General features: G+C 62.1%; 24 protein-coding genes. 16 read left to right on the top strand and 8 right to left on the bottom strand.

Annotated features, from left to right (window positions below; all coding sequences use genetic code 11):
• Positions 1 to 161: 161 nt before the first annotated feature.
• Entirely contained in the window at positions 162 to 428 is a 267-nt protein-coding gene (locus EFR00_RS11040; protein ID WP_038687885.1) for an SEL1-like repeat protein, read from the bottom strand.
• Between the two features lie 445 nt (positions 429 to 873).
• Here EFR00_RS11040 and EFR00_RS11035 point away from each other — a divergent pair, with 445 nt between their 5' ends.
• The 3 genes from EFR00_RS11035 to EFR00_RS11025 all read left to right on the top strand — a co-directional run bounded on the left by EFR00_RS11035 (position 874) and on the right by EFR00_RS11025 (position 3196).
• Complete coding sequence (locus tag EFR00_RS11035; protein WP_077993131.1) at positions 874 to 1212, top strand: DUF2147 domain-containing protein; 339 nt, start codon at positions 874 to 876, stop codon at positions 1210 to 1212.
• 215 nt (positions 1213 to 1427) lie between these two features.
• Positions 1428 to 1607: a hypothetical protein gene (locus EFR00_RS11030; RefSeq protein ID WP_009995126.1), complete on the top strand. Its 180-nt coding sequence runs from the start codon at positions 1428 to 1430 to the stop codon at positions 1605 to 1607.
• A gap of 86 nt (positions 1608 to 1693) precedes the next feature.
• Positions 1694 to 3196, top strand: a complete 1503-nt coding sequence (locus EFR00_RS11025; protein ID WP_038687881.1) for an AMP nucleosidase — start codon at positions 1694 to 1696, stop codon at positions 3194 to 3196.
• Between the two features lie 9 nt (positions 3197 to 3205).
• Here the strand turns inward: EFR00_RS11025 and EFR00_RS11020 are convergent, their stop codons facing one another.
• Complete coding sequence (locus EFR00_RS11020) at positions 3206 to 3421, bottom strand: hypothetical protein (RefSeq protein WP_077993130.1); 216 nt, start codon at positions 3419 to 3421, stop codon at positions 3206 to 3208.
• Positions 3422 to 3575: 154 nt separating this feature from the next.
• On the opposite strand from EFR00_RS11020, the gene EFR00_RS11015 reads away from it, so the two are divergent.
• Genes EFR00_RS11015 through EFR00_RS11000 form a run of 4 tightly spaced genes read left to right on the top strand, consistent with a single transcriptional unit; the run spans position 3576 to position 5915 of the window.
• Complete coding sequence (locus tag EFR00_RS11015) at positions 3576 to 3932, top strand: YciI family protein (protein WP_077993129.1); 357 nt, start codon at positions 3576 to 3578, stop codon at positions 3930 to 3932.
• Positions 3933 to 3942: 10 nt separating this feature from the next.
• On the top strand, positions 3943 to 4302 hold the full coding sequence (locus tag EFR00_RS11010) for a YciI family protein (RefSeq protein ID WP_009988990.1): 360 nt from the start codon (positions 3943 to 3945) through the stop codon (positions 4300 to 4302).
• Positions 4303 to 4304: 2 nt separating this feature from the next.
• Positions 4305 to 4664 carry a YciI family protein gene (locus tag EFR00_RS11005; RefSeq protein ID WP_077993127.1) on the top strand — a complete coding sequence of 120 codons (360 nt, stop codon included), beginning with the start codon at positions 4305 to 4307 and terminating at the stop codon, positions 4662 to 4664.
• Positions 4665 to 4673: 9 nt separating this feature from the next.
• The gene (locus EFR00_RS11000) at positions 4674 to 5915 is read left to right on the top strand and encodes an RNA polymerase sigma factor (protein WP_009996026.1); all 1242 of its coding nucleotides are present in this window, start codon (positions 4674 to 4676) and stop codon (positions 5913 to 5915) included.
• Here EFR00_RS11000 and EFR00_RS10995 read toward each other — a convergent pair.
• Entirely contained in the window at positions 5883 to 6845 is a 963-nt protein-coding gene (locus tag EFR00_RS10995) for a lysylphosphatidylglycerol synthase domain-containing protein (RefSeq protein WP_077993125.1), read from the bottom strand. The genes EFR00_RS11000 and EFR00_RS10995 overlap by 33 nt on opposite strands.
• Positions 6846 to 7026: 181 nt before the next feature.
• Here EFR00_RS10995 and EFR00_RS10990 point away from each other — a divergent pair, with 181 nt between their 5' ends.
• The 5 genes from EFR00_RS10990 (at position 7027) to EFR00_RS10970 (ending at position 13372) form a co-directional block, all read left to right on the top strand.
• Positions 7027 to 8520, top strand: coding sequence for an ArnT family glycosyltransferase (locus tag EFR00_RS10990; RefSeq protein ID WP_077993124.1), 1494 nt, complete (start codon positions 7027 to 7029; stop codon positions 8518 to 8520).
• A 132-nt stretch (positions 8521 to 8652) separates the two neighbouring features.
• Positions 8653 to 9669, top strand: coding sequence for a glycosyltransferase family 2 protein (locus tag EFR00_RS10985; protein WP_039618800.1), 1017 nt, complete (start codon positions 8653 to 8655; stop codon positions 9667 to 9669).
• Between the two features lie 12 nt (positions 9670 to 9681).
• Positions 9682 to 11181, top strand: coding sequence for an ArnT family glycosyltransferase (locus EFR00_RS10980; protein ID WP_077993123.1), 1500 nt, complete (start codon positions 9682 to 9684; stop codon positions 11179 to 11181).
• 1 nt (position 11182) lies between these two features.
• On the top strand, positions 11183 to 12679 hold the full coding sequence (locus tag EFR00_RS10975; protein ID WP_077993121.1) for a glycosyltransferase family 39 protein: 1497 nt from the start codon (positions 11183 to 11185) through the stop codon (positions 12677 to 12679).
• A gap of 441 nt (positions 12680 to 13120) precedes the next feature.
• Positions 13121 to 13372: a ribbon-helix-helix domain-containing protein gene (locus EFR00_RS10970; protein ID WP_009994488.1), complete on the top strand. Its 252-nt coding sequence runs from the start codon at positions 13121 to 13123 to the stop codon at positions 13370 to 13372.
• A 7-nt stretch (positions 13373 to 13379) separates the two neighbouring features.
• Here the strand turns inward: EFR00_RS10970 and EFR00_RS10965 are convergent, their stop codons facing one another.
• The gene (locus EFR00_RS10965; RefSeq protein WP_077993119.1) at positions 13380 to 14753 is read right to left on the bottom strand and encodes an aspartate aminotransferase family protein; all 1374 of its coding nucleotides are present in this window, start codon (positions 14751 to 14753) and stop codon (positions 13380 to 13382) included.
• Between the two features lie 83 nt (positions 14754 to 14836).
• Here EFR00_RS10965 and EFR00_RS10960 point away from each other — a divergent pair, with 83 nt between their 5' ends.
• Entirely contained in the window at positions 14837 to 16186 is a 1350-nt protein-coding gene (locus EFR00_RS10960) for a glutamine synthetase family protein (protein ID WP_077993117.1), read from the top strand.
• A 12-nt stretch (positions 16187 to 16198) separates the two neighbouring features.
• On the opposite strand, the gene EFR00_RS10955 is transcribed toward EFR00_RS10960, so the two are convergent.
• A complete protein-coding gene (locus tag EFR00_RS10955) occupies positions 16199 to 17143 on the bottom strand; it encodes a diacylglycerol/lipid kinase family protein (protein ID WP_077993116.1) in 945 nt (314 codons plus the stop codon).
• 299 nt (positions 17144 to 17442) lie between these two features.
• On the opposite strand from EFR00_RS10955, the gene EFR00_RS10950 reads away from it, so the two are divergent.
• Both EFR00_RS10950 and mgtE read left to right on the top strand, forming a co-directional pair.
• Positions 17443 to 18672, top strand: coding sequence for an MFS transporter (locus tag EFR00_RS10950; RefSeq protein ID WP_077993114.1), 1230 nt, complete (start codon positions 17443 to 17445; stop codon positions 18670 to 18672).
• A gap of 263 nt (positions 18673 to 18935) precedes the next feature.
• Positions 18936 to 20309, top strand: a complete 1374-nt coding sequence (mgtE, locus tag EFR00_RS10945) for a magnesium transporter (RefSeq protein ID WP_077993112.1) — start codon at positions 18936 to 18938, stop codon at positions 20307 to 20309.
• Positions 20310 to 20483: 174 nt separating this feature from the next.
• Here the strand turns inward: mgtE and EFR00_RS10940 are convergent, their stop codons facing one another.
• On the bottom strand, positions 20484 to 21005 hold the full coding sequence (locus tag EFR00_RS10940; protein WP_183738110.1) for an Lrp/AsnC family transcriptional regulator: 522 nt from the start codon (positions 21003 to 21005) through the stop codon (positions 20484 to 20486).
• Positions 21006 to 21101: 96 nt separating this feature from the next.
• Between EFR00_RS10940 and EFR00_RS10935 the strand changes: the two genes are divergently transcribed.
• On the top strand, positions 21102 to 22004 hold the full coding sequence (locus EFR00_RS10935) for a DMT family transporter (protein WP_077993110.1): 903 nt from the start codon (positions 21102 to 21104) through the stop codon (positions 22002 to 22004).
• An 81-nt stretch (positions 22005 to 22085) separates the two neighbouring features.
• On the opposite strand, the gene EFR00_RS10930 is transcribed toward EFR00_RS10935, so the two are convergent.
• Positions 22086 to 22700 carry a L,D-transpeptidase gene (locus EFR00_RS10930; RefSeq protein ID WP_009992680.1) on the bottom strand — a complete coding sequence of 205 codons (615 nt, stop codon included), beginning with the start codon at positions 22698 to 22700 and terminating at the stop codon, positions 22086 to 22088.
• Positions 22701 to 22835: 135 nt separating this feature from the next.
• Positions 22836 to 23464: 4Fe-4S dicluster domain-containing protein (locus EFR00_RS10925; protein WP_208655958.1), on the bottom strand; the 629-nt coding region annotated here is incomplete at its 5' end.

Raw genomic sequence — 23464 nt, 5'->3', positions numbered from 1 at the left:
CGGTTTTCGGACGACGTCATACTGATAATTCAACGAAGAACCGCGGCCGGTGGAGGATAGCCGGCCGCGGTGCTCTTCTCCCGGCATCGGCGTTTCAAATCGCCCCGCCAGCCCCTCTTTCGAGGTTGTTATTTCTGTCGAACCGCCAGCAGGAGACGGTTTCAGTGGACCGTCATCCATTCGCGGGCAGCACGCAACGCTTCCACGAGCTGCATCTTGTTCATGGTGGCGGCCACGTCGGCGCGAAGCTCGGCGGCGCGGTCGTTGCCCTTGATCGCGGCAATGTTCAGCCATTTGTGGGCAGCGACGAGGTCGACGGCGCAGCCGCGGCCGGTCGCATACATCAGACCCATTTCGCAGAAGACATCGGCGCTGTTGTCGCCACCCATGGTGGCCGTTTCAGCATTGTGCATTTCAAAGCGTGCCATCGGTTTTATCCCTGTTAGCCTGTTTGTGACTTACCCTGTTTTACCTCCGGACCTTGCCGTCTATCGCGGCTTGCAGCCCTTCAGTTTCGGCGGGTTTGTCCCGCTCGTTTGATGGCTTCACTATGCCGAACGGCCTTCAAAAAACGCCTAAAATCCATGATTAATTTGAGACAAACAAAGTGCAAACACTTGGTAAAATTGAATTTTTGTTAAACATCGGATGCCTTGGAGCTTAGGGGTTTTCGTTCGAATTTTACGAAAGATTCAGATTCGAAAATAAACCGATCGTTCATCATGAAATCAGCAGACGACAGTTTAAACGCATCGACCTCTCGCTTTTTTTCTGCTTTCGGCGATCTCCGGCAATAGCCGATCGCCTGTATTTACCTTTACGTTCGCGTCAGTTATTTTCGCGGCCGGTCAAAAGGACATCAGGGAGGAAAAGATGATCCGCAGCTTCATTTTCGCCAGCGCCATCGCCGTCATCGCGGGCACCGCGCATGCCGAAGAGCCGATCGTCGGCAATTGGAAAACCGCCTCTGGCGAAACGGCGGTGATCGCGGCCTGCGGCGGCAGTTACTGCGTGACGCTGAAAACCGGCAAATACAGCGGCCGGAAGATCGGCACACTTGCCGGCACCGGCGGCAGCTACGCCGGCGAGATTACCGATCCGGCCGCCGACAAGACCTATAGCGGCTCGGGCAAGGTTTCCGGCAATTCGCTGCGGATGCAGGGCTGCGTCCTGAAAATCCTCTGCAAGTCGCAGACCTGGACGCGGCTCTGATGCGATAAGGCCGACGCAGCAAACATTCAAAACGCCGAAGCATGCCGGCGGAAATGCGGCATGCTTCGAAAGCTTCTCCGCCCGCCGATTTTCGCGACAATTCGCCCGACCCTGCCCCGCAAGCTGAACGGTGGATGAACCGGCATCTCAGCACTCGTTCAGCCGCCGCATGACAAAACTCTTGTCATGGTTAGGTTGCCGTATCGGGGCATGAGATGAACCTCTACATTCTGGCAAGACGTTTCAGCATCATCACGTTGTTCGCAGCGATCTTCGCGGTCACATTTTCGGCGGTCGTCGTGCATGAGGGCGGCGGCGGCACGCAGTCGCATTTCGGTGCGAGCTATACCTGCCTGGAGAGAAACGGGACCTTCTGCGCGCCGACGGTGCGGTGAGCAGTACAGACACGGAAGAAGATAAAAAATCGATTTCCGCCGGCGCACGTCGTTTGCTTGTCAAAAACAACTCTCTATAATGCGCCATGAACAAACGAATCTCCCCTTTGTCGCCCCTCGACATTTCCTCTCCCTCTCCTTTCCAGCCGCAGAGCTTCGATGATCCCGCCAAGGCCGTCGAGACGCTGACCGAACTCTACGAGCGCAATACGGCGTTTCTGATCCAGAGCTTCACCGAGCTTGCCCAAGGCGCTCCGATCGCCTCGCGCTACCGCGCCTTCTATCCGCAGGTGAGCATCGAGACGACCAGCTTCGGCCATGTCGATTCGCGCCTCTCCTACGGCCACGTCACGGCGCCCGGCATCTACACGACGACGGTCACCCGGCCGAAGCTCTTCAAGCATTACCTGAAGGAACAGCTGTCGCTGCTGATGAAGAGCCACAATGTTCCGGTGATCGTCTCGGAATCGACGACGCCGATTCCGCTGCACTTCGCTTTTGGCGAGGGCGCGCATGTGGAGGCATCGGCCTCCGCCTTCGTCGATGTCCCGATGCGCGATATCTTCGACACGCCTGATCTCAACACCACCGACGATGAGATCGCCAACGGCGAATACATCCCGCCACCGGGCGAGCCCTCGCCGCTTGCGCCGTTCACCGCCCAGCGTATCGATTATTCGCTCGCCCGGCTGTCGCATTACACGGCGACGCATGCCGAGCATTTCCAGAACTTCGTGCTGTTCACGAACTACCAGTTCTATATCGACGAATTCTGCAGCTGGGCGCGCAAGCAGATGGCCGAGGGCGGCGACGGTTATACCGCCTTCGTCGAGCCCGGCAATATCGTCACCCTGCCCGGCTCGAGCGGGCCGGAAACGGATGCGACACTTGCCCGCCTGCCGCAAATGCCGGCCTACCATCTGAAGAAGAAGGGCCATGCCGGGATCACCATGATCAATATCGGCGTCGGTCCCTCCAACGCCAAGACGATCACCGACCATGTCGCCGTGCTGCGCCCGCATGCCTGGCTGATGCTCGGCCATTGCGCCGGCCTGCGCAACAGCCAGCGGCTCGGCGATTATGTGCTTGCCCATGCCTATATGCGCGAGGACCATGTGCTCGACGACGACCTGCCGGTCTGGGTGCCGATCCCGGCGCTCGCCGAAGTGCAGGTGGCGCTGGAGGCGGCCGTCGCCGAAATTACCGGCTACGAGGGCTTCGAGCTGAAGCGCATCATGCGCACCGGCACCGTCGGCACGATCGACAACCGCAACTGGGAACTGCGGGACCAGCGCGGGCCGGTGAGGCGGCTATCGCAGGCGCGCGCCATCGCGCTCGACATGGAATCGGCAACGATCGCCGCCAACGGGTTCCGCTTCCGCGTGCCTTACGGCACGCTGCTCTGCGTCTCCGACAAGCCGCTGCACGGCGAATTGAAGCTGCCGGGCATGGCGACGGCCTTCTACCGCACGCAGGTCAACCAGCATCTGCAGATCGGCATCCGCGCCGTGCAGAAGCTGGCCGCCATGCCGAAGGAAGCCCTGCATTCGCGCAAGCTGCGCAGCTTCTTCGAAACGGCCTTTCAATAGGCCGTTTCCTCATCGTCCCGCCACGACAGGCGCCGGCTGCTGCGCAACCACCTGCGGTCGGCCGGCAGCAAGGTTCAGCCCTGCTATCAGCAGGCTGAAGGCGATGAAGGTGAAAGCGGTGCGTAAGAGAACCTTCATTCCATCGCCTTCCTCGAACGCCTGACGAGGCTTGTCATGGCGGCGTGCCCAGATCTGGCTTGCGATCGCGATTTCAAGAATACTCATTGCCGTTCTCCTCGACAGGTTTCGATGAAGCCTTGTCGAGTGCTGCCCTGCGATTTCGACAGCCGGCGGCGACAAATATTTTTTCTGCCGCTGTCGAAATGTGTGAAGCTCGATCGTCCAGAGTCATTGAAACATCGCAAGGAGGCTGTCTGCGATGAAATATCTCTGTCAGGTCTGGTTCGACGGCGCGGTGCTCGACGCGATGACGAAAGAGGAGAAGGCCGCGCTCGACGCGAATTCCTTGAACTACGACAAGGACCTTGCCGAAAGCGGGCACATGATCGTCGCCCAGGCGCTGCAGCCGCCGACATCGGCGGTGACCGTGCGGGTGCGGAGCGGTGAGACATCGGTGACGGACGGTCCCTTCGCTGAGACGAAGGAGGCGCTCGGCGGTTTCATCCTGATCGATGCCAAGGACCTCAACGACGCAATCCGCATCGCCGCCGGCATTCCGCTCGCCAAATTCGGCGCCATCGAGGTGCGGCCAATCCATGACTTGAGAGCCCAATGAGGAGGCGCCAATGAAGTTTCTATGTCAGATCTGGTTCGACACCGAAAAGTGCAAGCTGGTTCCCCAGGCCGAGTGGGATGCCGTTACGCAGGAATGCATTATCAGCGACAATCGCTGGCGCGACAGCGGTCATCTCCTGGTAGCGCACGCCTTGCATGAACCATCGACGGCGATCACGCTTCGCCTGCACAATGGCGAAGTCTCCGCAACCGATGGTCCGTTTGCCGAAATCAAAGAGCATCTGGGCGGTTTTGTGCTGCTCGAGGCCGAGAATATCGAAGAGGCAAAGACCATCGCGTCCAGTTTCCCGATTCTTAAATATTGCTCGATCGAAGTCCGCCCAGCCTATTCCATCCAAGATGGGAAATAACCATGCGCTACATCTGCCTGATCTATAACAGCACCGACACCGACGGCAGGCTGACACCGGATGAAACCGACGATCTCATCAAAGCGCACTTTGCCTTCGACGACGAACTGTGCCGCGACGGCTTCATGATCCATTCCGATGCGCTCGAAATGCCTGACCAGGCGAGCGTGCTGCGGGTTCGAAACAATAGGCTCTCCGTCACCGACGGCCCCTATGTCGAGACGAAGGAGCATCTGGCGGGCTTCTACGTCATCGAGGCGCCTAACATGGCGAAGGCGAAGGAGATCGCCGGGCGAATTCCGTCGGCCCGCTACGGCGCGGTCGAACTGAGACCGGTGCGAACACTCACCCTTCCGAACTGAGGTGCCCCCGTGGAAGCGGTCATCGACGAGATCTACCGAACCCAATCTCGCCGGGTGCTGGCGACGCTGATCCGATTGCTCGGCGATTTCGACCGTGCGGAGGAAGCGCTTCACGATGCCTTTGCAGCGGCCGCAAGAACATGGCCGGTCGACGGCGTTCCCGCCAACCCCTCCGGTTGGCTTGTGTCGACCGGCCGCTTCAAGGCGATTGATGCGATCCGGCGGCGTGCGCGTTTCGATGCATCGCAGAAGCACATCGAGGACAGCCTCTATAGCGTCGACGAAATGGAGATGGGCGAGATGGAAGCGATCGAGGACGACATGCTGCGGCTGATCTTCACCTGCTGCCATCCGGCTATCCCGGCGGATGCGCAGACGGCGATGGCGCTTCGGGAAATCTGCGGACTGACCACCGAGGAGATCGCCCATGCCTTCCTCGTTCCGGCGCCGACGGTTGCGCAGCGGATTGTGCGCGCCAAAAACAGGATCCGGGCAGCAAACGTCCCCTATGAAGTGCCGGGCCGCGAGGCGCTGCCCGAGCGGCTCGATCGGGTGTTGCACGTCATCTATCTCGTCTTCAACGAGGGCTATTCCACCTCATCGGGAGACGCGGTCGTTCGCGCCGATCTGACGGCAGAGGCCATCCGGCTGGCGCGGCTGCTTCTGGCGCTGCTGCCGCACCCCGACGTTTGCGGGCTTCTGGCGCTGATGCTGCTGCAGGAATCCCGCCGCAACGCCCGCAGCGGCGCGGAGGGAGCCCTCGTGCTGCTTGCCGATCAGGACCGCTCGCTCTGGGACCGCGCCAAAATCTCGGAGGGCCTGGCACTCCTTAGCGAGGCGATGCGGACGGGAGAGGTCGGCACCTATACGGTGCAGGCAGCGATCGCCGCCGAACATGCGAAGGTGCCTGCCGCCGAGCGAACCGACTGGCGCCGGATCGTCTTCTATTACGACCTGCTTCTCGCAGCCCAGTCCTCGCCGGTCGTCGAACTCAACCGCGCTGTGGCGATCGCGATGGCGGAAGGGCCGTCGAAAGGCCTTGAGTTGATCGATGCTGTCCTGAGGCACCGGGAGCTGCAGGCCTATCACCTCGCCCATGCGGCGCGTGCTGATTTCCTGCGCCGCCTCGGCCGGAGAGATGAGGCGATCGCGGCCTATGAAACGGCGCTGTCGCTGTGCCGGCAGGAGCCGGAGCAGGCTTTTCTTCGCAAACGGATTTCAGAGCTTGCCGCGGCGTCCGAGCGGCAGTGAGATCGCGGTTCCTGTCAGCGCCGAGACTATGATCAGCAAATGGGCATTGACGCTAGCCTGCGCGAGCACGGCGAGCGCGGCCCGCTCGCTCGACGCTCCGAGCGCAACGGCGCCGGCGGTAATGCCGGCCGGATAGGTGCCGACCCCGCCAGGCGCGTGCACCGGCAGGACGGAGGAGAGTTCGCCGCCAAGCGCGCCGCCGAAGCTGGCCGCCATGGGAAACACACCCATCAGGCCGAGCGCCCATGCGAGCACGATCACCTTCACCAGCCAGTTGACGATGGTCATCGCCCAGGCGCGCGCAAAGGCGACGGCATCGAGCGGCAAGCCGTTTTCGATCTCGACGACCAATCTCTGCGCCTTGGAAGGCAGCAGCCTGGCGGCGACGCGCAACAGCGGCTTGCGCGCTGCGAAGGCTGCGACCGGCAGCAGCAGGAAGATTGCCCAGAGCGACCATGCGACGAGCGCGTCGGCCGCCGCGAGCGCAAAGCCGATGCCGGCGGCAGCAAGAAGGGCGTGAAGGTCCAGCAGCCGCATGACGAACAGCGCCGAGGTTCCGCGCGTCAGCGGAATGCCGAATTCGGTGCGCATCAACAGGGGAAAACTGGTTTCGCCGGTCCGGAAGGGCAGCATGATGTTCAGGAGATTGTGGATCTGCGTGACGCGGAAGAGGGTCGCGAACCGGCCCGTGGTCTCCTGCGGAAAATAGTCGTAGATGCGCCAGGTGCGCAGGAAATAGGTGCCCGTTAGGGCCACGAGCGCGCCGATGACGGGACCTGCCCCGACATCGGCCCATTGGCTGATGATGACGGGCCAGCCCCAGAACCATTGCACGAAGAGCGCATAGGCTGCGACAATTATGATCGTCAGCGCCGTCATGCGATTGCGCATAAACCAGGACTGCTGGCTTTCAACGATCGAACTCTTCATGTAGTAGGCATTCCTCACTTGGCGTCGCTATGGGCATCGGTTCCGTCCCGGCGTTTTAGGAGAAATGAAGGTTGCGCACAACGGCGGAGTTGATGGCGTTGGCGGCGGGATCGCCTCAAGCCGACGATCCGCGCGGCAGACCGAAAGATGGCGAGGCCTTGCCGGCTTGACTGGGAGATCGATGTTGGAGCGCATTACCAAAAGCATCAAGAGCGCCAGCATTTTTCTGGCAGTCTATTTCCTGCTGAACATCCTGCTCCGCATCTCATTGCCTCATACGCTCGATCTCGACGAGGCGGAACAAGCATTCTACTCGCAATATCTTCTGGCTGGTTACGGCCCGCAGCCACCCTTCTACAACTGGATCCAGTACGCCGTCGTCTCGGTGACCGGCATCACGATGTGGGCGCTCTCGGTTCCCAAGAACATCATCCTGTTCGGCTGCTATCTTTTCTACGGTCTGGCTGCCCGCGAGGTGCTGAAGAGCCGGTTGCTCCCGCCCATCGCCATGCTGAGCCTGATTACCCTGCCGCAGGTCGGCCTGATGGCGCAGCGCGAGCTCACCCATACCGTTGCCCTGCTGTTTGCGACCTCGCTCTTCCTGTTCGGCTTCTTCAGGACGCTGCGCCAGCCGACAATCGGCAGTTACCTCGTCATCGGCATCGCCACCGGCATCGGCCTCATCTCCAAATATAATTTCGCCATCCTGCCTTTTGCCGCCTTCGTCGCCGTGCTGCCGGACTGGAAGTGGCGCAGCCGCCTGTTCGACTGGCGCCTGCTGCCGGCGGCCGTCATCGCCATTCTGATCGTTCTGCCGCATGCGCTCTGGCTGCCCGATAACCTCGTCAGCGCTTCGGCCCCGACGCTGGAGCGGATGACTGCCGAGCATGAGGCCGCGGCCGGCCTTCCCCGCATCGGACAGGGGCTGTTGTCCCTCGTCATCGCCGTGCTCGGCTTCATCGCGTTGCCGATCGTTCTCATCGCGGCTGCCTTCCGGCGGGATTTCTTCCGGGCGCTCTCCTCGTCCAGTCCAATGATCCGGGTGATCGAGCGGATGATGGTTGTCAGCCTGCTCGCCTTCGCCGGCATCGTCGTCTTCGCCGGCGCGAGCGACATCCATGAACGCTGGCTCGACCCGTGCCTTCTCGTCCTGCTGATCTACCTGTTCCTGAAACTGGAAACCGCAGGGTTCGATCTTTCCGCCGGCCTTGCACGCTTTCGGCCCGTGGTGCCGGTCTTCATGATCGTCATCCTGTCGATCCTTCTGCTGCGGATCGTCGCCATTCAATATATCGGCACCTATACGAGAACGAACGTCCCCTTCGCCAACTACGTGACCGAACTGACCGCGACCCGCAAGCCGGTTCTGATCGTGGCCGGGACCAAATTCGTGGCGGGCAACATGAAGCTGGAGTTTCCCGACGTTCCCGTCGTGATCCCGTTCTTCCCCGGTCCCGGGGTTCCGGAATATGCGACAGCGAAGGGGCCGGTGCTGGTTGTCTGGCGCGGCGAAACGGCAAACGATCCAACCATTTCGCCGGGTTTTGCCAACGATCTCGTGAAATCGGGTATTCATCTGAAAGAGATAAACACGCTGACGCTGCCCTATCTTTTCGGTGACGGCAAACATACCTTTTCGATTGGCTACTCCTGGGTGGAGGGCGGCGCGCAATAGCGTTGCGGCAGCTGGAGCGAGGGAAACCGGCATTGTCCGCTGGCAACGGACGGACACTTCATGTAGTAGGCTTCCGCATACGCGGTGGCGGCAGTAAGGATTGCCAGGCCGCCGGCCTTTTGGAGATGAAAGTTGCAGACAACGGTAGAACCCATTCGCGGCACGAATGATCCGGTACAATCGCTCGAGCTGTCGCTGGTCGTGCCCGTTTTCAACGAAGAGGAAAGCGTCGGCCCGCTGGTCGAACGTATCCTTGCGGCGATGGCTGAATATCCTTATCGCTGGGAACTGATCCTCGTCGACGACGGCAGCACCGATGCGACGCTCGTCAACGCCCGTAAATTCGTCGGGCGCGAGGGGCTGACGCTGAGAATCGTCGAGCTGCAGCGCAATTTCGGCCAGACCGCCGCCATGCAGGCCGGTATCGACACCGCCCGGGGCCGGCTGATCGCGACGATGGACGGCGACCTGCAGAATGATCCGAAGGACATTCCCCAGATGGTCTCCGAGCTCGAGCGGCGCGAACTCGACCTCCTGGTCGGCTGGCGCAAGAACCGCAAGGACGGTCTGTTCCTGCGCAAGATACCCTCCTGGTGCGCCAACTACCTGATCGGCCGCATCACCGGCGTCAAGCTGCACGATTACGGCTGCAGCCTGAAGATCTACCGTGCCTCGATCATCAAGCAGGTGAAGCTGATGGGCGAAATGCACCGCTTCATCCCGGCCTGGGTGGCCGGCGTCGTGCCGAGCTCGCGCATCGGCGAGATGGCCGTCACCCACCATGCCCGCGAGCACGGCGTTTCGAAATACGGGATTTCGCGCACCTTCCGCGTCATCCTCGACCTGCTGTCGGTGATGTTCTTCATGCGCTACAAGGCGCGGCCGGGACATTTCTTCGGCTCGCTGGGTCTCGGCCTCGGCGCCATCGCCATGCTGATCCTGCTTTACCTCGGCTTCGACAAATTCATTTTGGGCAATGATATCGGCACGAGGCCGATGCTGATGGTCGGCGTCGTGCTGCTGCTGTCGTCGGTGCAGATGATCACCACCGGCATTCTGGCGGAAATGATCGCGCGCACCTATTATCGTGACGACGCCTCTCCGAACTATATCGTGCGGCAGATCTTCGACGATCAAAGCCAAGCCTAAGCCGGCAGCACGATGCTGGAACGCGCGACGAGGACGATCAAAACCGCGGCGCTGCTGCTTGCAGCCTATTTCGTGCTGAACATCGCGCTGCGCATCACGCTTCCGCATTCGCTGGAGCTCGACGAGGCCGAGCAATCCTTCTTCTCGCAATATCTGCTGGCGGGCTACGGCCCGCAGCCGCCCTTTTACAACTGGATGCAATATGCCATCGTTTCGGTGACGGGCATGTCGATCGGCGCGCTTGTTGTGCCGAAGAATATCCTGCTCTTCCTGTGTTACCTCTTTTACGGCCTCGCCGGGCGCGAAGCACTGAAGGACCAGGCGCTCGCCGCCATCGGCATGCTGGCGCTGATCACCCTGCCCCAGGTCTCCTACATGGCCCAGCAGGACCTGACCCACACAACGGCGCTGCTCTTTGCCAGCTCCCTGTTCCTCTACGGCTTTTTCCGCACGCTCGACCGGCCTGGCGTCGGCAGCTACCTGCTGCTCGGGCTTGCGACCGGCATCGGGCTGATCTCGAAGTACAATTTTGCGCTGATGCCGGTCGTCGCGCTGATTGCCATCCTGCCCGACGCCGAATGGCGGCGCAGGGCGCTCGACTGGCGCATGCTGATCGCGGTCGCCGTCGCGCTCGTCATCGTCCTGCCGCATGCGATCTGGCTGCAGGGCAATCTCGCATTCGCCTCCTCCGATACTCTGGTCAAGATGGCCGCCGGCAACGAACCTGCCGGCATCGCCCGGATCGGCAAAGGCCTCCTCGCCTTTCTCATCGCTATCCTCGCCTTTGCAGCGCTGCCGGTCGCAATCTTCGCAGCCGCCTTCCGCCGGGATTTTGTCCGGGCGCTTTCGGCCAGGAACCGCTGGACCGGGATGATGGAGCGGATGATGCTCGCAAGCCTTGCCGGCATCGCTCTGATCGTGCTGTTCACCGGCTCTACCACGGTGCGTGAGCGCTGGCTCGATCCGTTCCTGCTGGTGCTGCCGATCTACTTTCTGGCAAAGATGAAGGCGGCCGGGCTCGATTTTTCCGCCGGGCTGCGCCGCTTCCGGCCGATCGTGCCGGTACTGATGGCCGGTGTGCTGGTCGCGCTCGGCTTCCGCGTCGTCGGCGCCGGGCTGATCGGCACTTATAGCCGGCCGAATGTGCCGATGGCCGACCTTGTCCGCGAAATGACCCGGCAGGCTGAACCCGCGCTGGTGATTGCCTCAGATCCCTATGTCGCCGGGAATATGCGTCTGCAGCTTCCCCATGTGCCCGTCGTCATCCCCGATTTTCCCGTCGCCGGCATTCCAGCCTACACGACAGCAGGCGGACCGGTGCTGATCGTCTGGCGCGGCAAGAAAACGGCGACGGCGGCGGATGCAGTCATGCCGGAGCGGTTTTCATCGGCACTGACGGCGGCAGGCATCGCGCCGCAGGAGATCGGCGCCCTGTCGCTCCCCTATTATTTCGGCCGCCAGGGCGATAATTTCGCACTCGGCTATGCCTGGGTGCGGCCGGGGGCCAGATAGAATGATCAAGACCGGTCTTCGCGACGTCAGCTGGATTTTCGTGCTGCTGGCCGTCTATTTCACGCTTCAGGTCGGTGTGCGGCTCGCAACCTCGCATTCGCTCGATCTCGACGAGGCCGAACAGGTTTTCCGCTCGCAATGGCTCGCCGCCGGCTACGGCCCGCAGCCGCCGTTCTACAACTGGCTGCAATATGCCGTCTTTCAGTTTGCCGGTGTTTCGCTTGTCGCGCTTTCGGTGGTGAAGAATCTCCTGCTGTTCAGCGCCTACCTTCTGTACGGCCTGACCGCGCGTCTCATTTTGCGCGACAAGGCGCTGGTGGCGATCGCGACGCTCGGATTACTGACTATCCCGCAAATGGCTTTCGAGATGCAGCGAGACCTGACGCACACGGTCGCGGTGTTCCTCTCCGCCAGCATCTTCTTCTACGGCTTCATCCGCAGTCTGAAACAGCCGAGCCTTGCCTCCTACCTGATAACAGGCATCGGCATCGGTTTCGGGCTGCTCGCCAAATATAATTTCGCCATCCTGCCGGCCGCAGCCTTGATCGGCGCGCTGGCGGATGTGCGCTGGCGGTCGCGGATCTTTGATCGGCGGCTGGCGGTGACCGCTATCGTTGCCCTCGTCATCACCCTGCCGCATCTCTTCTGGCTGAAGGACAATCTCGACTTCGCTACCGCCCGCACCCTGGAGAAGATGACCGCCAGCGACAACGCCAGCTATCCCATGCAGGTCGCCATGGGCGTCGGCTCGCTCGCTCTTGCCATCGTCAGCTTTGCCGGACTGACCGTGGCGGTGTTCGCGGTCGTCTTCGGCAAGAACCTTCGCCCGGCATTGGCCGCTCGGTCGGAATGGACGCGGCTCATCGAGCGGATGATGCTCGTCTTCGTCATCGGCATCCTGTTTTTGATCGTCTTCGGCGGAGCTGCTGGCATCAAGGATCGCTGGCTGGTGCCGATGCTCTTCATCCTGCCGCTCTATTTCTGCCTGAAGATCGACGCCGCCGGCGTACAGACAGCCCGGGCGTTCCGGCGTTTCATGGCCATCGTCGCCATCATCATGATCGGCGTGCCGGCCGCCCTTTACGGCAGCGTCGCCGCCGCACGCTTCACCGGCCATTACGAACGGCTGAACAGGCCCTATGCCACAATGCTGGAAAGCTTGCGCAAACAGGCCGAACCGGCAGCGATCGTTGCCGGCGACAGCCTGCTTGCCGGCAATCTCAGGCAGGATATTCCCGATGTGCCGGTCGTTTCCGTGGATTATCCCGGCTTCCGCCCGGATCTTACCGGCCGGCAACCGCTGCTTCTCGTGTGGCTGATCCCGCCGAAGGGGGGAAGCGAAGGGCTTCCGCCGACCATGGCTGAATGGCTCCAGGCCAATCTCGGCGTGTCCGCGCCTGCGGCATCGGTGATCGACGTACCCTATTTCTATCAGCGCGGCGATGACCGCTACCGTTTCGGGTATGCTTGGGTCAAGCAGTCGGACCGAGTGAAATAGGAGTATGACGTCGCGACCGAATGGCCGGAATAGGTGTAGCCGTGATTAAGGTGGCCGACCTCGTTTGATCTGCGCATAGGCTATCGTCCGCCTCTTCACCAAAGTCAGTTTAGGCTGTGACTGGCATTGTCTGGTTTTGCTAGCGAATGCCTCGCTAACACGGGCGCCTGTACTGTGAATGTTTCTCCTGCCCACCCCACTCTACGTCATGCTCGGCCTTGAGCCGAGCATCCACAACGCACCCATAAGCAGCAGTCGCATGGATCCCAGGCTCAAGGCCTGGGATGACGGAGAGTGGGGTTGGCGTTCTCACTAAACTCGCAGAATATGCTACTCAGGAGGAGACATCGGCCAGGGGCGCAAACCAATTTAGCTTCCGTCAGAAGCGACAATGTAAGATTGTTCGATTTGGCAATAGCTTGACGGCGAGGAACAATTGACATGGCACGCGCAAAGACTTTTTCCCTTGGCGATACCTATGACGGAATCCTGTCGGAGCTTGTCCGTAATGGCCGGTTCGGCACAGAGACTGAGGCCGTGCGGGCGGGCATCCGTATGCTCGCCGACCACGAGCTGAATATAGAGGCCCTGGGTAGAGACATTCAGACGGCCGACTCCGAGATTGAAGCCGGCCTTGGCAAGGAATACGCAACCGGCGCGGATATCCTCAAAGACGTCATGCACGAAAGCTAAAGACCACTTAACCGAAGCGCCTGAGCTCCTTCCAGGCCGCATCCAGCGCCAGCTTGGTAATGCTGGCCATCTCGTCCACCTCCGCGTGGCTGATGACGAGCGGCGGCGAGGCCAGCATGCGGTCGCCGGTGGCGCGCAGCACGAGGCCGTTCGCCAGCGCGTGATTGCGCACCAGCGCGCCGACCTGATCGGGCTTCTCATAACGCGTGCGCGTGCTCTTCTCCGCGGCCAGCTGCAGGCCGCCCATCAGGCCGATGCTGACGGCCTCGCCGACCAGATCATGGTCGGCGAGCGCTGCCCAGGCCTTTCCGAAATAGCGGCCGATATCGTCGCGCACACGTTCGACCAGCCCTTCCGCCTCGATGATGCGCAGGTTTTCGAGGGCGGCGGCGGCGCAGACCGGGTGGCCGGAATAGGTGAAGCCGTGGTTGAACTCGCCGACCTCGTTGATCAGCACGTCGGCGATCTTGTCGCTGACGAGCACGCCGCCGATCGGCAGGTAACCGGAAGAAAGCCCCTTGGCGATCGGCGCGAGATCGGGCTCGACGCCGAAATGCTGGTGGCCGAACCAGGCGCCCAGCCGGCCGAAACCGCAGATCACCTCGTCAGTCACCAGTAGAATATCACGCGCCTTGCAGATGCGGTCGATTTCCGGCCAGTAAGTCTCGGGCGGGATGATGACGCCGGCCGCCCCCTGCACCGGCTCAGCGACGAAGGCGGCGACGTTCTCCTCGCCGAGCTCGTCGATCTTCGCTTCGAGTTCGCGGGCGACCTTCAGCCCGAATTCCTCGGGCGTGAGATCGCCGCCCTCGCCGTACCAATAGGGCTGGCCGATATGGACGATTCCAGGGATCGGCAGGTCGCCCTGCTCATGCATGTATTTCATGCCGCCGAGGCTGGCGCCGGCGACGGTCGAACCGTGATAGCCGTTCTTTCTCGCGATGACGATCTTCTTCGACGGCTTGCCGACGGCGCTCCAGTAGACACGGGCCATGCGGAACCAGGTGTCGTTCGCCTCCGAACCGGAACCGGTGAAGAAGATATGGTTGAAACGCGCGCCCGCATGTGACGTCACCTTCTGCGCCAGCAGCGAAGTCGGCGTCGAGGTGGTACCGAAAAAGGTGTTGTAATAGGGCAGCTCGTTCATCTGCCTTGCGACGGCCTCAGCGATCTCACGCCGGCCATAGCCGATATTGACGCACCAGAGGCCGGCGAAGCCGTCGAGATATTTCCGGCCGCGATCATCGAAGATATAGACGCCCTCGCCGCGCTGGATGACGCGGGCGACATCGGCGTTCAGCTTCTTCATGTCGGCGAAGGGGTGCAGATGATGGGCTGCATCAATCGCGGCAAGGTTCGATGGCGGGTAGGTATCGGGCATGGCTGGTAGAAGACCCTCGCGGATTGAAAGGCTGCTATCGATGGGTTAGGAGCTTGGCCTTGTCCCGGAGGATTTTCAAGGTCATGGCGAGCGACAGGATGGACGGCAAGGCCGGCGGCGACCCGCGTTTCGAGATCCTGATCGTCGGCATGAACGGCGAGCTACGCGGCAAACAGCTTCCATCCGGCGGCGAAGACAAGGTCTGGGCCGGCGACATCCGCCTGCCGACGTCGACGCAGTCGCTCGATATCTGGGGTGACGACAATGACGACATTACCGGCCTGTCTCTGACGATCGGCGATCCCGACGGCATGGTTGTTCCCGACCGGCGCAGCCTCTCGCCGATGCCCTGGGCGCCGGAGGGTTCGATGCAGGTGCTTGCCACCATGCATGAATTCGACGGCAGCCCGAGCTTCATGGATCCGCGCGCCATCCTCGCTTCCGTGGTCGAGCGCTATCGCAGCCGCGGGTTGACGCCTGTAGTCGCCACCGAGCTGGAATTCTACGTGATGTCGGGCGACTGGCGCGAAACCGGCCGCCCCTCCCCGCCCGAAAGCCTCACCTATCGTGGCGAGCCGAATGGTTTCCAGCTCTACGATATGAGCGCCGTCGACGCGCTCGACGACTATCTCGGGACCCTGAGGGCCTATGCGAAGGCGCAGGGATTGCCGGCGGATGCGACGACGGCAGAATTCGGCCCCGGCCAGTTCGAAGTCAATCTGCTGCACCGCGCCGATGCGCTCGCCGCCGCCGACGATTGCCTCTATTTGAAGCGCATCGCCGAACAGGCGGCGCGCCGGCACGGGCTGAAATCGACCTGCATGGCAAAACCCTATTCCGAACATGCCGGCTCCGGCCTGCATGTACATGCGAGCATCGTCGATCGGCAAGGCCGCAACATCCTCGATGCCAAGGGCGGCGAGCCCAAGCTGCTGAAATCGGTCACGGCAGGCCTGCTCGAGACCATGCGCGCGGCGCAGCTTATCTTCGCCCCCTTCGCCAACTCCTACCGGCGGTTCCAGCCGGGCTCGTTCGCGCCGGTCGACCTCACCTGGGGCAGCGGCCACCGCGGCACGGCGATCCGCATACCCGACAAGGACGGCGCGGCCGCACGCATAGAACATCGGGTGGCCGGCGCCGACGCCAATCCCTATCTGCTGCTGGCGGCGATTCTCGGCGGCATGCTCATCGGTCTCGACCGCGAGCTCGACCCCGGCGAGGAAACGACGCCCTCCTACACGTCCGCCAATACGACGCGGCTGACGCATGATTTCCTGAGCGCGGTCGAAACCTTCCGCGCCTCGCCCTTCATCGCCGATATCTTCGGCACGCGTTATCAGGCGCTTTACGGCGACACCAAGCGCAAGGAAGCGCTCGCGCATCTGCGCACCGTCTCGGATTTCGACTATCGCACCTATCTGCCGCGGCTCTGAAGTCTTCCGGCCTCAGGCTGCAGGCTCGCGGCGTTCGTCCTCATTCACCTGAGCCGCGAGCCCCTGCTTTACGAGGACCTTCAGCTCGCCGGGATGCAGCCGGATCGAAACATCACGTTGGAGCGGCAATAATTCGCCGTCCATGACGCAATTGGCCTTGCGGCGAAGTTTCGGGAAATGCAGGTGTACCTCGGCCGGATGCATCACCATGACGTCGGCATTCTCACGGACCTTGCCACGCAGCATGTCGATGGCGAGGCGGGCGACGCCGAGCGGATTCAGCGGATTTGCCGTATAGAAGCCGAGTTCGCCGCTTCGGAGATTATCGGCATAGAGCAGCGCATTTTCGCCGAAGGGATTGTTGGAAACCGAAATCGCCGAGACCCAGCGGCGCTCCCGCATGCCGGCCGCCTCGAACTCGACCTCGAATTCCGGCGGATTGAAGATCACGCCAAGAGCGGCCTTAGTGCTTGCCCGGATTTTGCCGAGCCGCGAGCGATAGCTGTAGGCGTTGCGGTAGCGCACCATACGGGCATGCAGACCGGCCGAAAACTGATGGATGAAAGGCCGGCCGTTGGCGCTGGCAATATCGACATTATCGATCTCACCTGAAGCCAATACGTCGAGCGCCTGCCAGATATCGAGCGGCACGCGCAGCGAGCGGGCAAAAAGGTTCATGGTGCCGGCCGGCACGACGCCGAGCGCGATGCCGTTTTTCCAGGCGATCGACGCCGCGGCCGAAACCGTGCCGTCGCCACCGCCGGCGACGATGCCGTCGATATCGTCGCGCTTGGCCGCCCGTTCCATCGCGGGAATGATTTCCTTGCCGGAGAAAACGATGGCATCGAAATCATGCCCGGCATCCCGAAAGGCCGACTCCGCCCTCTTTTCGTAGGCCACCATGTCGGTGGTCCTGAAGGTGCCGCCGTCGCGATTGAAAAAGCCTACAAGCTTCATAGGGGCTCCCGTCCCTGGCGCGGAAATGCTCCTGCCTTTGCCCTGAAATGGTTGCGGCACTGGCGATTTCAAGCGCGCCCACCTCTCCGCAAAAACAACAGAAATGCAAATATTGCAACGGACATATGCACATAGCAGGACGCTGCACTGCGTAAAATGCACTCGACGCCCGCCGGTACATGACGGATAGATCAGATATCGGAGAGATCGTCTCCACTTCCCGCCATCTATCACGATCGCCTCGCGCCGCACTTGCGCCAGAGGCATTGCCAAGCAGAAAACCTTCCCGAGGAGCTCTCATGAGTGAGATCGCCATCAATGAGTCCGTCGGAACCCAGCCCGAGGACGAGCTGCCGTCGGCAACGACCGTCGCCTTGGTCCAACTGGCGCTCGCCTGCGGCGGCTTCGGCATCGGCACCGGCGAATTCGCGATCATGGGACTGCTGCCCAATGTCGCCGAGACTTTCTCAGTCACGACACCACAGGCCGGCTATGTCATCAGCGCTTATGCGCTTGGTGTCGTCGTCGGTGCGCCTGTCATTGCCGTGCTCGCCGCGAAGATGGCGCGCCGCACCCTGCTTTTGACACTGATGCTGGTCTTTGCCGTCGGCAATATATTAAGTGCCGTCGCGCCGACCTTCCAATCCTTCACATTCCTGCGCTTCGTCACCGGCCTGCCGCATGGAGCCTATTTCGGCGTCGCCGCGCTTGTCGCGGCCTCGATGGTGCCGGTTTATCGGCGGGCACGCGCCGTCGGACGCGTCATGCTCGGGCTCACCGTCGCGACGCTTCTCGGCACGCCGCTGACGACGTTTTTCGGCCAATCGCTCGACTGGCAGGTGGCATTTTGGTCGGTCGGCATCGTCGGCCTGCTGACGGTGGTGTTGATCTGGTTCTACGTTCCGAAGGACAGGGTTTCCGAAGAGGCAAGCTTCCTGCGCGAGCTCGGCGCCTTCCGCCGGCCGCAAGTCTGGTTGACGCTCGGCATCGCCGCCGTCGGCTATGGCGGCATGTTCGCCATGTTCAGTTATATCGCCTCGACCACGACTGAGGTGGCGATGCTGCCGGAAAGCGCGGTTCCGATCATGCTGGTGTTGTTCGGCGTCGGCATGAATGCCGGCAATTTCATCGGTTCGTGGCTCGCCGACAAATCGCTGCTCGGCACGATCGGCGGCTCGCTCGTCTATAATATCGTCGTGCTGGCCACCTTCTCGCTGACCGCCGCCAACCCCTATATGCTCGGCCTCTCGGTCTTCCTCGTCGGCTGCGGTTTCGCCGCCGGCCCGGCGCTGCAGACGCGGCTGATGGATGTCGCCGCCGATGCGCAGACGCTGGCGGCCGCCTCCAACCATTCCGCCTTCAACATCGCCAATGCGATCGGCGCCTGGCTCGGCGGTCTCGTCATCGCCTGGGGCTACGGTTTTGCCGCGACCGGCTATGTCGGCGCAGCACTCTCCTTCCTCGGCCTCTTCGTCTTTGCAGCGTCCTTCCACCTGGAGCGTCGCAACCGGAGCGCACAGACCATTTGAGGTCGTCAACAATGCGCGCATCGCAGGGTGCGACATTGTGGCGTTAAGCATTTACCCCGCTTGACTTTTTCCGCGTTCGGGACCACCTAGCAACACGTGGCCGACACCCGTTAGCCACGGATTTCAACGGAGCCATCTTCACGATGCCAAGCGACAGTAGCAGTCGATTGCCTTTGCCGTACGCGGCCCTCGTGCGCTGACCGACTCCTGTCGGCTCGCCCGTTCGGGACGCTACGGCGGATCGACGGAAAGGCGAGCCTCACATGAATATCAATCGCTTCCCTCTTCGGGCAGGCCATGCCGCCCGTGCCTTCATCAACAACAGCCGCGGCGCAACGATCGCCGAACGGGTCGAATCCCTGAACGCGCTGAGCATCCAGGAGGCCGGCCGCGTACTGACGGGCATGCCGCTCGACTATGCCGTCAACATTCTCGACCGGCCGGAGCTTCGCAACGCCGCCGAAATCCTGGCGCTGATCAGCGCCGAGGATGCAGCACGGCTGCTGCACGGCATGTCCAACGACCGTGTCGCCGACGTGCTGCTCGAACTCGATGGCGAGACCCGCGCCCGGCTGTTTGCCAGCCTCGACGAGCCGGTGCGCATCGCGATTCAGCACCTGATGGGCTATCCGCCGCGCACCGCCGGCGGCATCATGACGACCGAGTTCGTCAGCGTGCCGGTCAGCTGGACCGTCGCTCAGACGCTCGACCATGTGCGCCAGGTCGAACGCTCGCGCGAGACCGTCTATGCCATCTATGTGCTTGACGAGGTCAGCCATGCGCTCATGCATGTGGTAACGCTGCGCCGTCTCATCACCGGCGAGCCGGATGCTTCCATCCTCTCTGTGGCGCAGAAGGGCAACCCGGTTTCGGCCGATCCGCTGATGAAGCAGGAGGATGTCGCCCGGCTGATCCGCAAGCACGACCTGCTCGCCCTGCCGGTCACCGACGAACATGGGCACGTGCTCGGCATCGTCACCGTCGACGACGTGATCGACACGATGATCTCGGACACGACGGAAGCCGCCCAGAGGTTCGGCGGCATGGAGGCCCTCGGCCAGCCCTATATGAAAATCGGCTTTGCCGGCATGATCCGCAAGCGCGCCGGCTGGCTCGCCGCCCTCTTCCTCGGCGAGATGCTGACGGCAAGCGCCATGCAGCATTTCGAAGGCGAACTGGAAAAGGCCGTGGTGCTGACGCTGTTCATCCCGCTGATCATGAGCTCGGGCGGCAATTCCGGGTCGCAGGCGACTTCGCTGATCATCCGGGCCCTAGCGCTCGGCGAGCTGAAGCTTTCGGACTGGTGGAAAGTGCTCTTCCGCGAACTTCCCACAGGCATCGTGCTCGGCGCGATCCTCGGCCTCGTCGGCTTCATCCGCATTGTCTTCTGGCAGTCGGCCGGGCTCTACGACTACGGCCCACACTGGCAGATGGTCGCCGTCACGGTGTTTGCCGCCCTGATCGGGATCGTCACCTTCGGCTCGATCTGCGGCTCGATGCTGCCCTTCCTGCTGCAGAAGCTGAGGCTCGATCCGGCCAGCGCCTCGGCCCCCTTCGTCGCCACGCTGGTCGACGTCACCGGGCTCGTCATCTACTTCTCGGTGGCGCTGCTCATCCTCAGCGGGACGCTGCTGTAGCGCCTGGAATTTGCCCCTCACCCTAGCCCTCTCCCCGTAAAACGGGGAGAGGGGACGTGCCAAACGCAGCGTCGAGGGTACAGAACCGGTTCGGCTTGCCCCCTTCGCCCCGCGTGCGGGGAGAAGGTGCCGGCAGGCGGATGAGGGGCGGGTTCCGAGCACAAAGCCGGGGAATCATTTCCCCTCGGGCAGCTTCAGAGGCCCATGCGTCTTGATGCTGCGAATGGCAAAGTTCGAGCGGATGTCGCTGACGTTAGGCAGGGTCAACAGCGTTTCCGTCAGCAGCCGCTCATAGGCAGCGAGATCCTCCACCACTACCTCGGCGAGGAAATCGGCGGTGCCCGAGATCAGAAAGCAGGAGACGATCTCGGGGATGGCGAGCAGCGTCTGCTGCTGCGCCTCGGAATTTTCGCGGCTGTGGTGGGCGACCTTGAATTCGACGAAGACGGTCAGGCCGAGACCAACCTCCTTGCGGTCGATATCGGCGGTGTAACCGCGGATGATGCCGGACCGTTCGAGGTTGCGGATACGGCGCAGGCAGGGCGACGGCGAAAGGTTCACCTTTTCGGCAATCTCGACATTGGTGGCGCGCGCATCCTCCTGCAGGCACTTCAGGATGGCGATATCGAATTTGTCGAGATTTGGCATTTTCGAGAATCCAGGTCGTATCAATTGGCAGAAGATTGCGTTTAGCATCATTTTTGAGCCAGAGATAGCAAGGACATGCCCTGCCCTCTGGGGCTAATCTTTTCCTCAACCGGACAGGCTCCGGACGGAGGAAAGGATAGGACGATGACCACTATTGCTTTTTCGGACGACAAGTCACCCTCGCAGGCGCTGGGTTATGCAGGCGGCGCGATTACTGTCTTGATCTGGGCAACCTGGTTTCTTGTAACCCGCCACAGTGCTGCGACGCCGCTCGGATCGATCGACATCGGGCTGATCCGCTTCGGCATTCCGGCACTTGCGCTTTCGCCGGTCTGGCTCAGGACAGGACTGCTGCCGAAAGGCCTGCCGCTTCATCTGCTGGCAATCATGGTCTGCGGTTCCGGCGCGGTCTTCTTCCTGCTGACCACGCTGGCGATCCATTCGACGCCAGCCGCCTCGTCGGGCATTCTGCTTGGTGGCTCGATGCCGCTCGCCACGGCGTTGATCGGAGTGGCGCTGTTTGGGGAAAGACCTGATGGCACGCGTATCGCCGGGCTCGTCGCGATCGTCGCGGGCGTGCTGATCCTGCTCACGCACAGCCTTGCGGACGCCTCGCTGCCATGGACCAGCTTCGTGCTGCTGCCTGCCGGCGCTTTGCTGTGGGCAAGCTATACGCATGCCTTCCGCCGCTCCGGCCTCACGGCCGTGCAGGCGAGCGCCCTGATCGCGGTCTGGTCCTTCCTAATCATGGGAACGCTTGCGCTCGTCTTCGGCATTTCGCTGCCGCAAGCATCGCTGCCGGAAATCGGCCTGCAGGCGCTAAGCCACGGTCTTCTTTCCGGTCTCGTCGCCATGGTCGCCTACGGAACGGCCGTGAGACGACTGGGCGGCACCCAGGCCGCCGCCTTCACGGCGCTGACGCCGGTGTTGGCAACGCTGGGCGGCGGTTTCCTGCTCGGCGAAGCAATCGGCATCGTCGAGATCAGCGCCGCTGTGATCACCGGCATTGGCGTGGCGCTTTCCACCGGCATTGCCGCGCGTCGTTGAGCACCGGCTGCGACCAACAATAGCGAAGCCGCCGGCAGCAATCGCTGCGGCGGCTTTTTCTATGGGGCTAGTGTTGACCACTCAAGCCTGGATGACGACGACCCTGGCGCCGACTTCGACGCGGCTATAGAGGTCGATCACGTCATGGTTCATCATGCGGATACAGCCGCTCGACATGGCAAGACCAATCGATTCCGGCTGGTTTGTGCCGTGAATGCGGAAATGGGTGTCGTTGCCGCCGCGATAGAGGTACATGGCGCGCGCGCCGAGCGGATTGTTCGGGCCGCCCGGCATGCCGCCGGCGAGCCTGCGGTAGCGCTCTTCGCGGCGCTGCATGTTTTCGGTGGGCGTCCAGCTCGGCCATTCCGCCTTGCGCCCGACATAGGCACCCCCGGCAAATGCCAGCCCCTCGCGACCGACGCCCACGCCGTAGCGCATCGCCCGGCCGTTCCCAAGCACATAATAGGCTCGACGCGCCGGCGTATCGACGACGATCGTGCCCGCAGCATACGCGGTCTCGTAAGCAACTTCCTGACGACGAAGCTCCGGCTTGATCTTGTCGATCGGCACCTGCTTCAGCGGAAACTTTTCATCGGGAAGCGCTGCGTAATTCGTCTGACTGTTGAGACCGGTGGAAGAGCAGCCGGCCACAAAAAGAGGCAGAGCAATCAGGAAGCCCCGGCGGGAGATCGACATGAATGTGTCCTTAGTGCGTCGAGAAGATGTCGCAAGCTAAGGAATTTATGGTTAACGAATGGCTAAGAGCCGCCGCCGGCGGCCGATCACGAAGACGTCAGCAGGTGAAATTGTCGGCTGCGATGCCGATCCGCCTCACATATTCGGATAGACCGGCCCCTCGCCGCCCTGCGGCGGCACCCAGTTGATGTTCTGGTTGGGATCCTTGATGTCGCAGGTCTTGCAGTGCACGCAGTTCTGGGCGTTGATGACGAAGCTCTTGTCGCCGTCCTTCTCCACCCATTCATAGACGCCGGCCGGACAGTAGCGGGTCGACGGGCCGGCATAGATGCCGAGCTCGGAGCTTTTCTGCAGGCCCATGTCCTTGACCTGCAGATGCACCGGCTGGTCTTCCTCGTGATTGGTGTTCGACAGGAACACCGAGGACAGACGGTCGAAGGTCAAAACCCCATCCGGTTTCGGATAGGCGATCGGCTTATGCTGCGAGGCCGGCTCCAGCGAGGCCGCATCGGTCTTGCCGTGACCAAGCGTGCCGAAGACGGAGAAGCCGAACAGCGTGTTGGTCCACATGTCGAGCCCGCCGAGCGCCACGCCAAGCGCGGTGCCGAACTTCGACCACAGCGGCTTGACGTTGCGCACCCGCTTCAGATCGCGGCCGATGTCACCCTTGCGCCATTCATTCTCGATCTCGACGACCTCGTCATGGCTGCGGCCAGCTGCGATCGCCGCCGCCAGCTTCTCGGCCGCCAGCATGCCCGACAGCA

Origin of the sequence: Rhizobium sophoriradicis (assembly GCF_003939025.1) — a bacterium.
Lineage (GTDB): Bacteria > Pseudomonadota > Alphaproteobacteria > Rhizobiales > Rhizobiaceae > Rhizobium > Rhizobium sophoriradicis.
The sequence above is the reverse complement of the archived record's forward strand: the minus strand, read 5'-3'. Positions and strand labels throughout refer to the sequence as shown.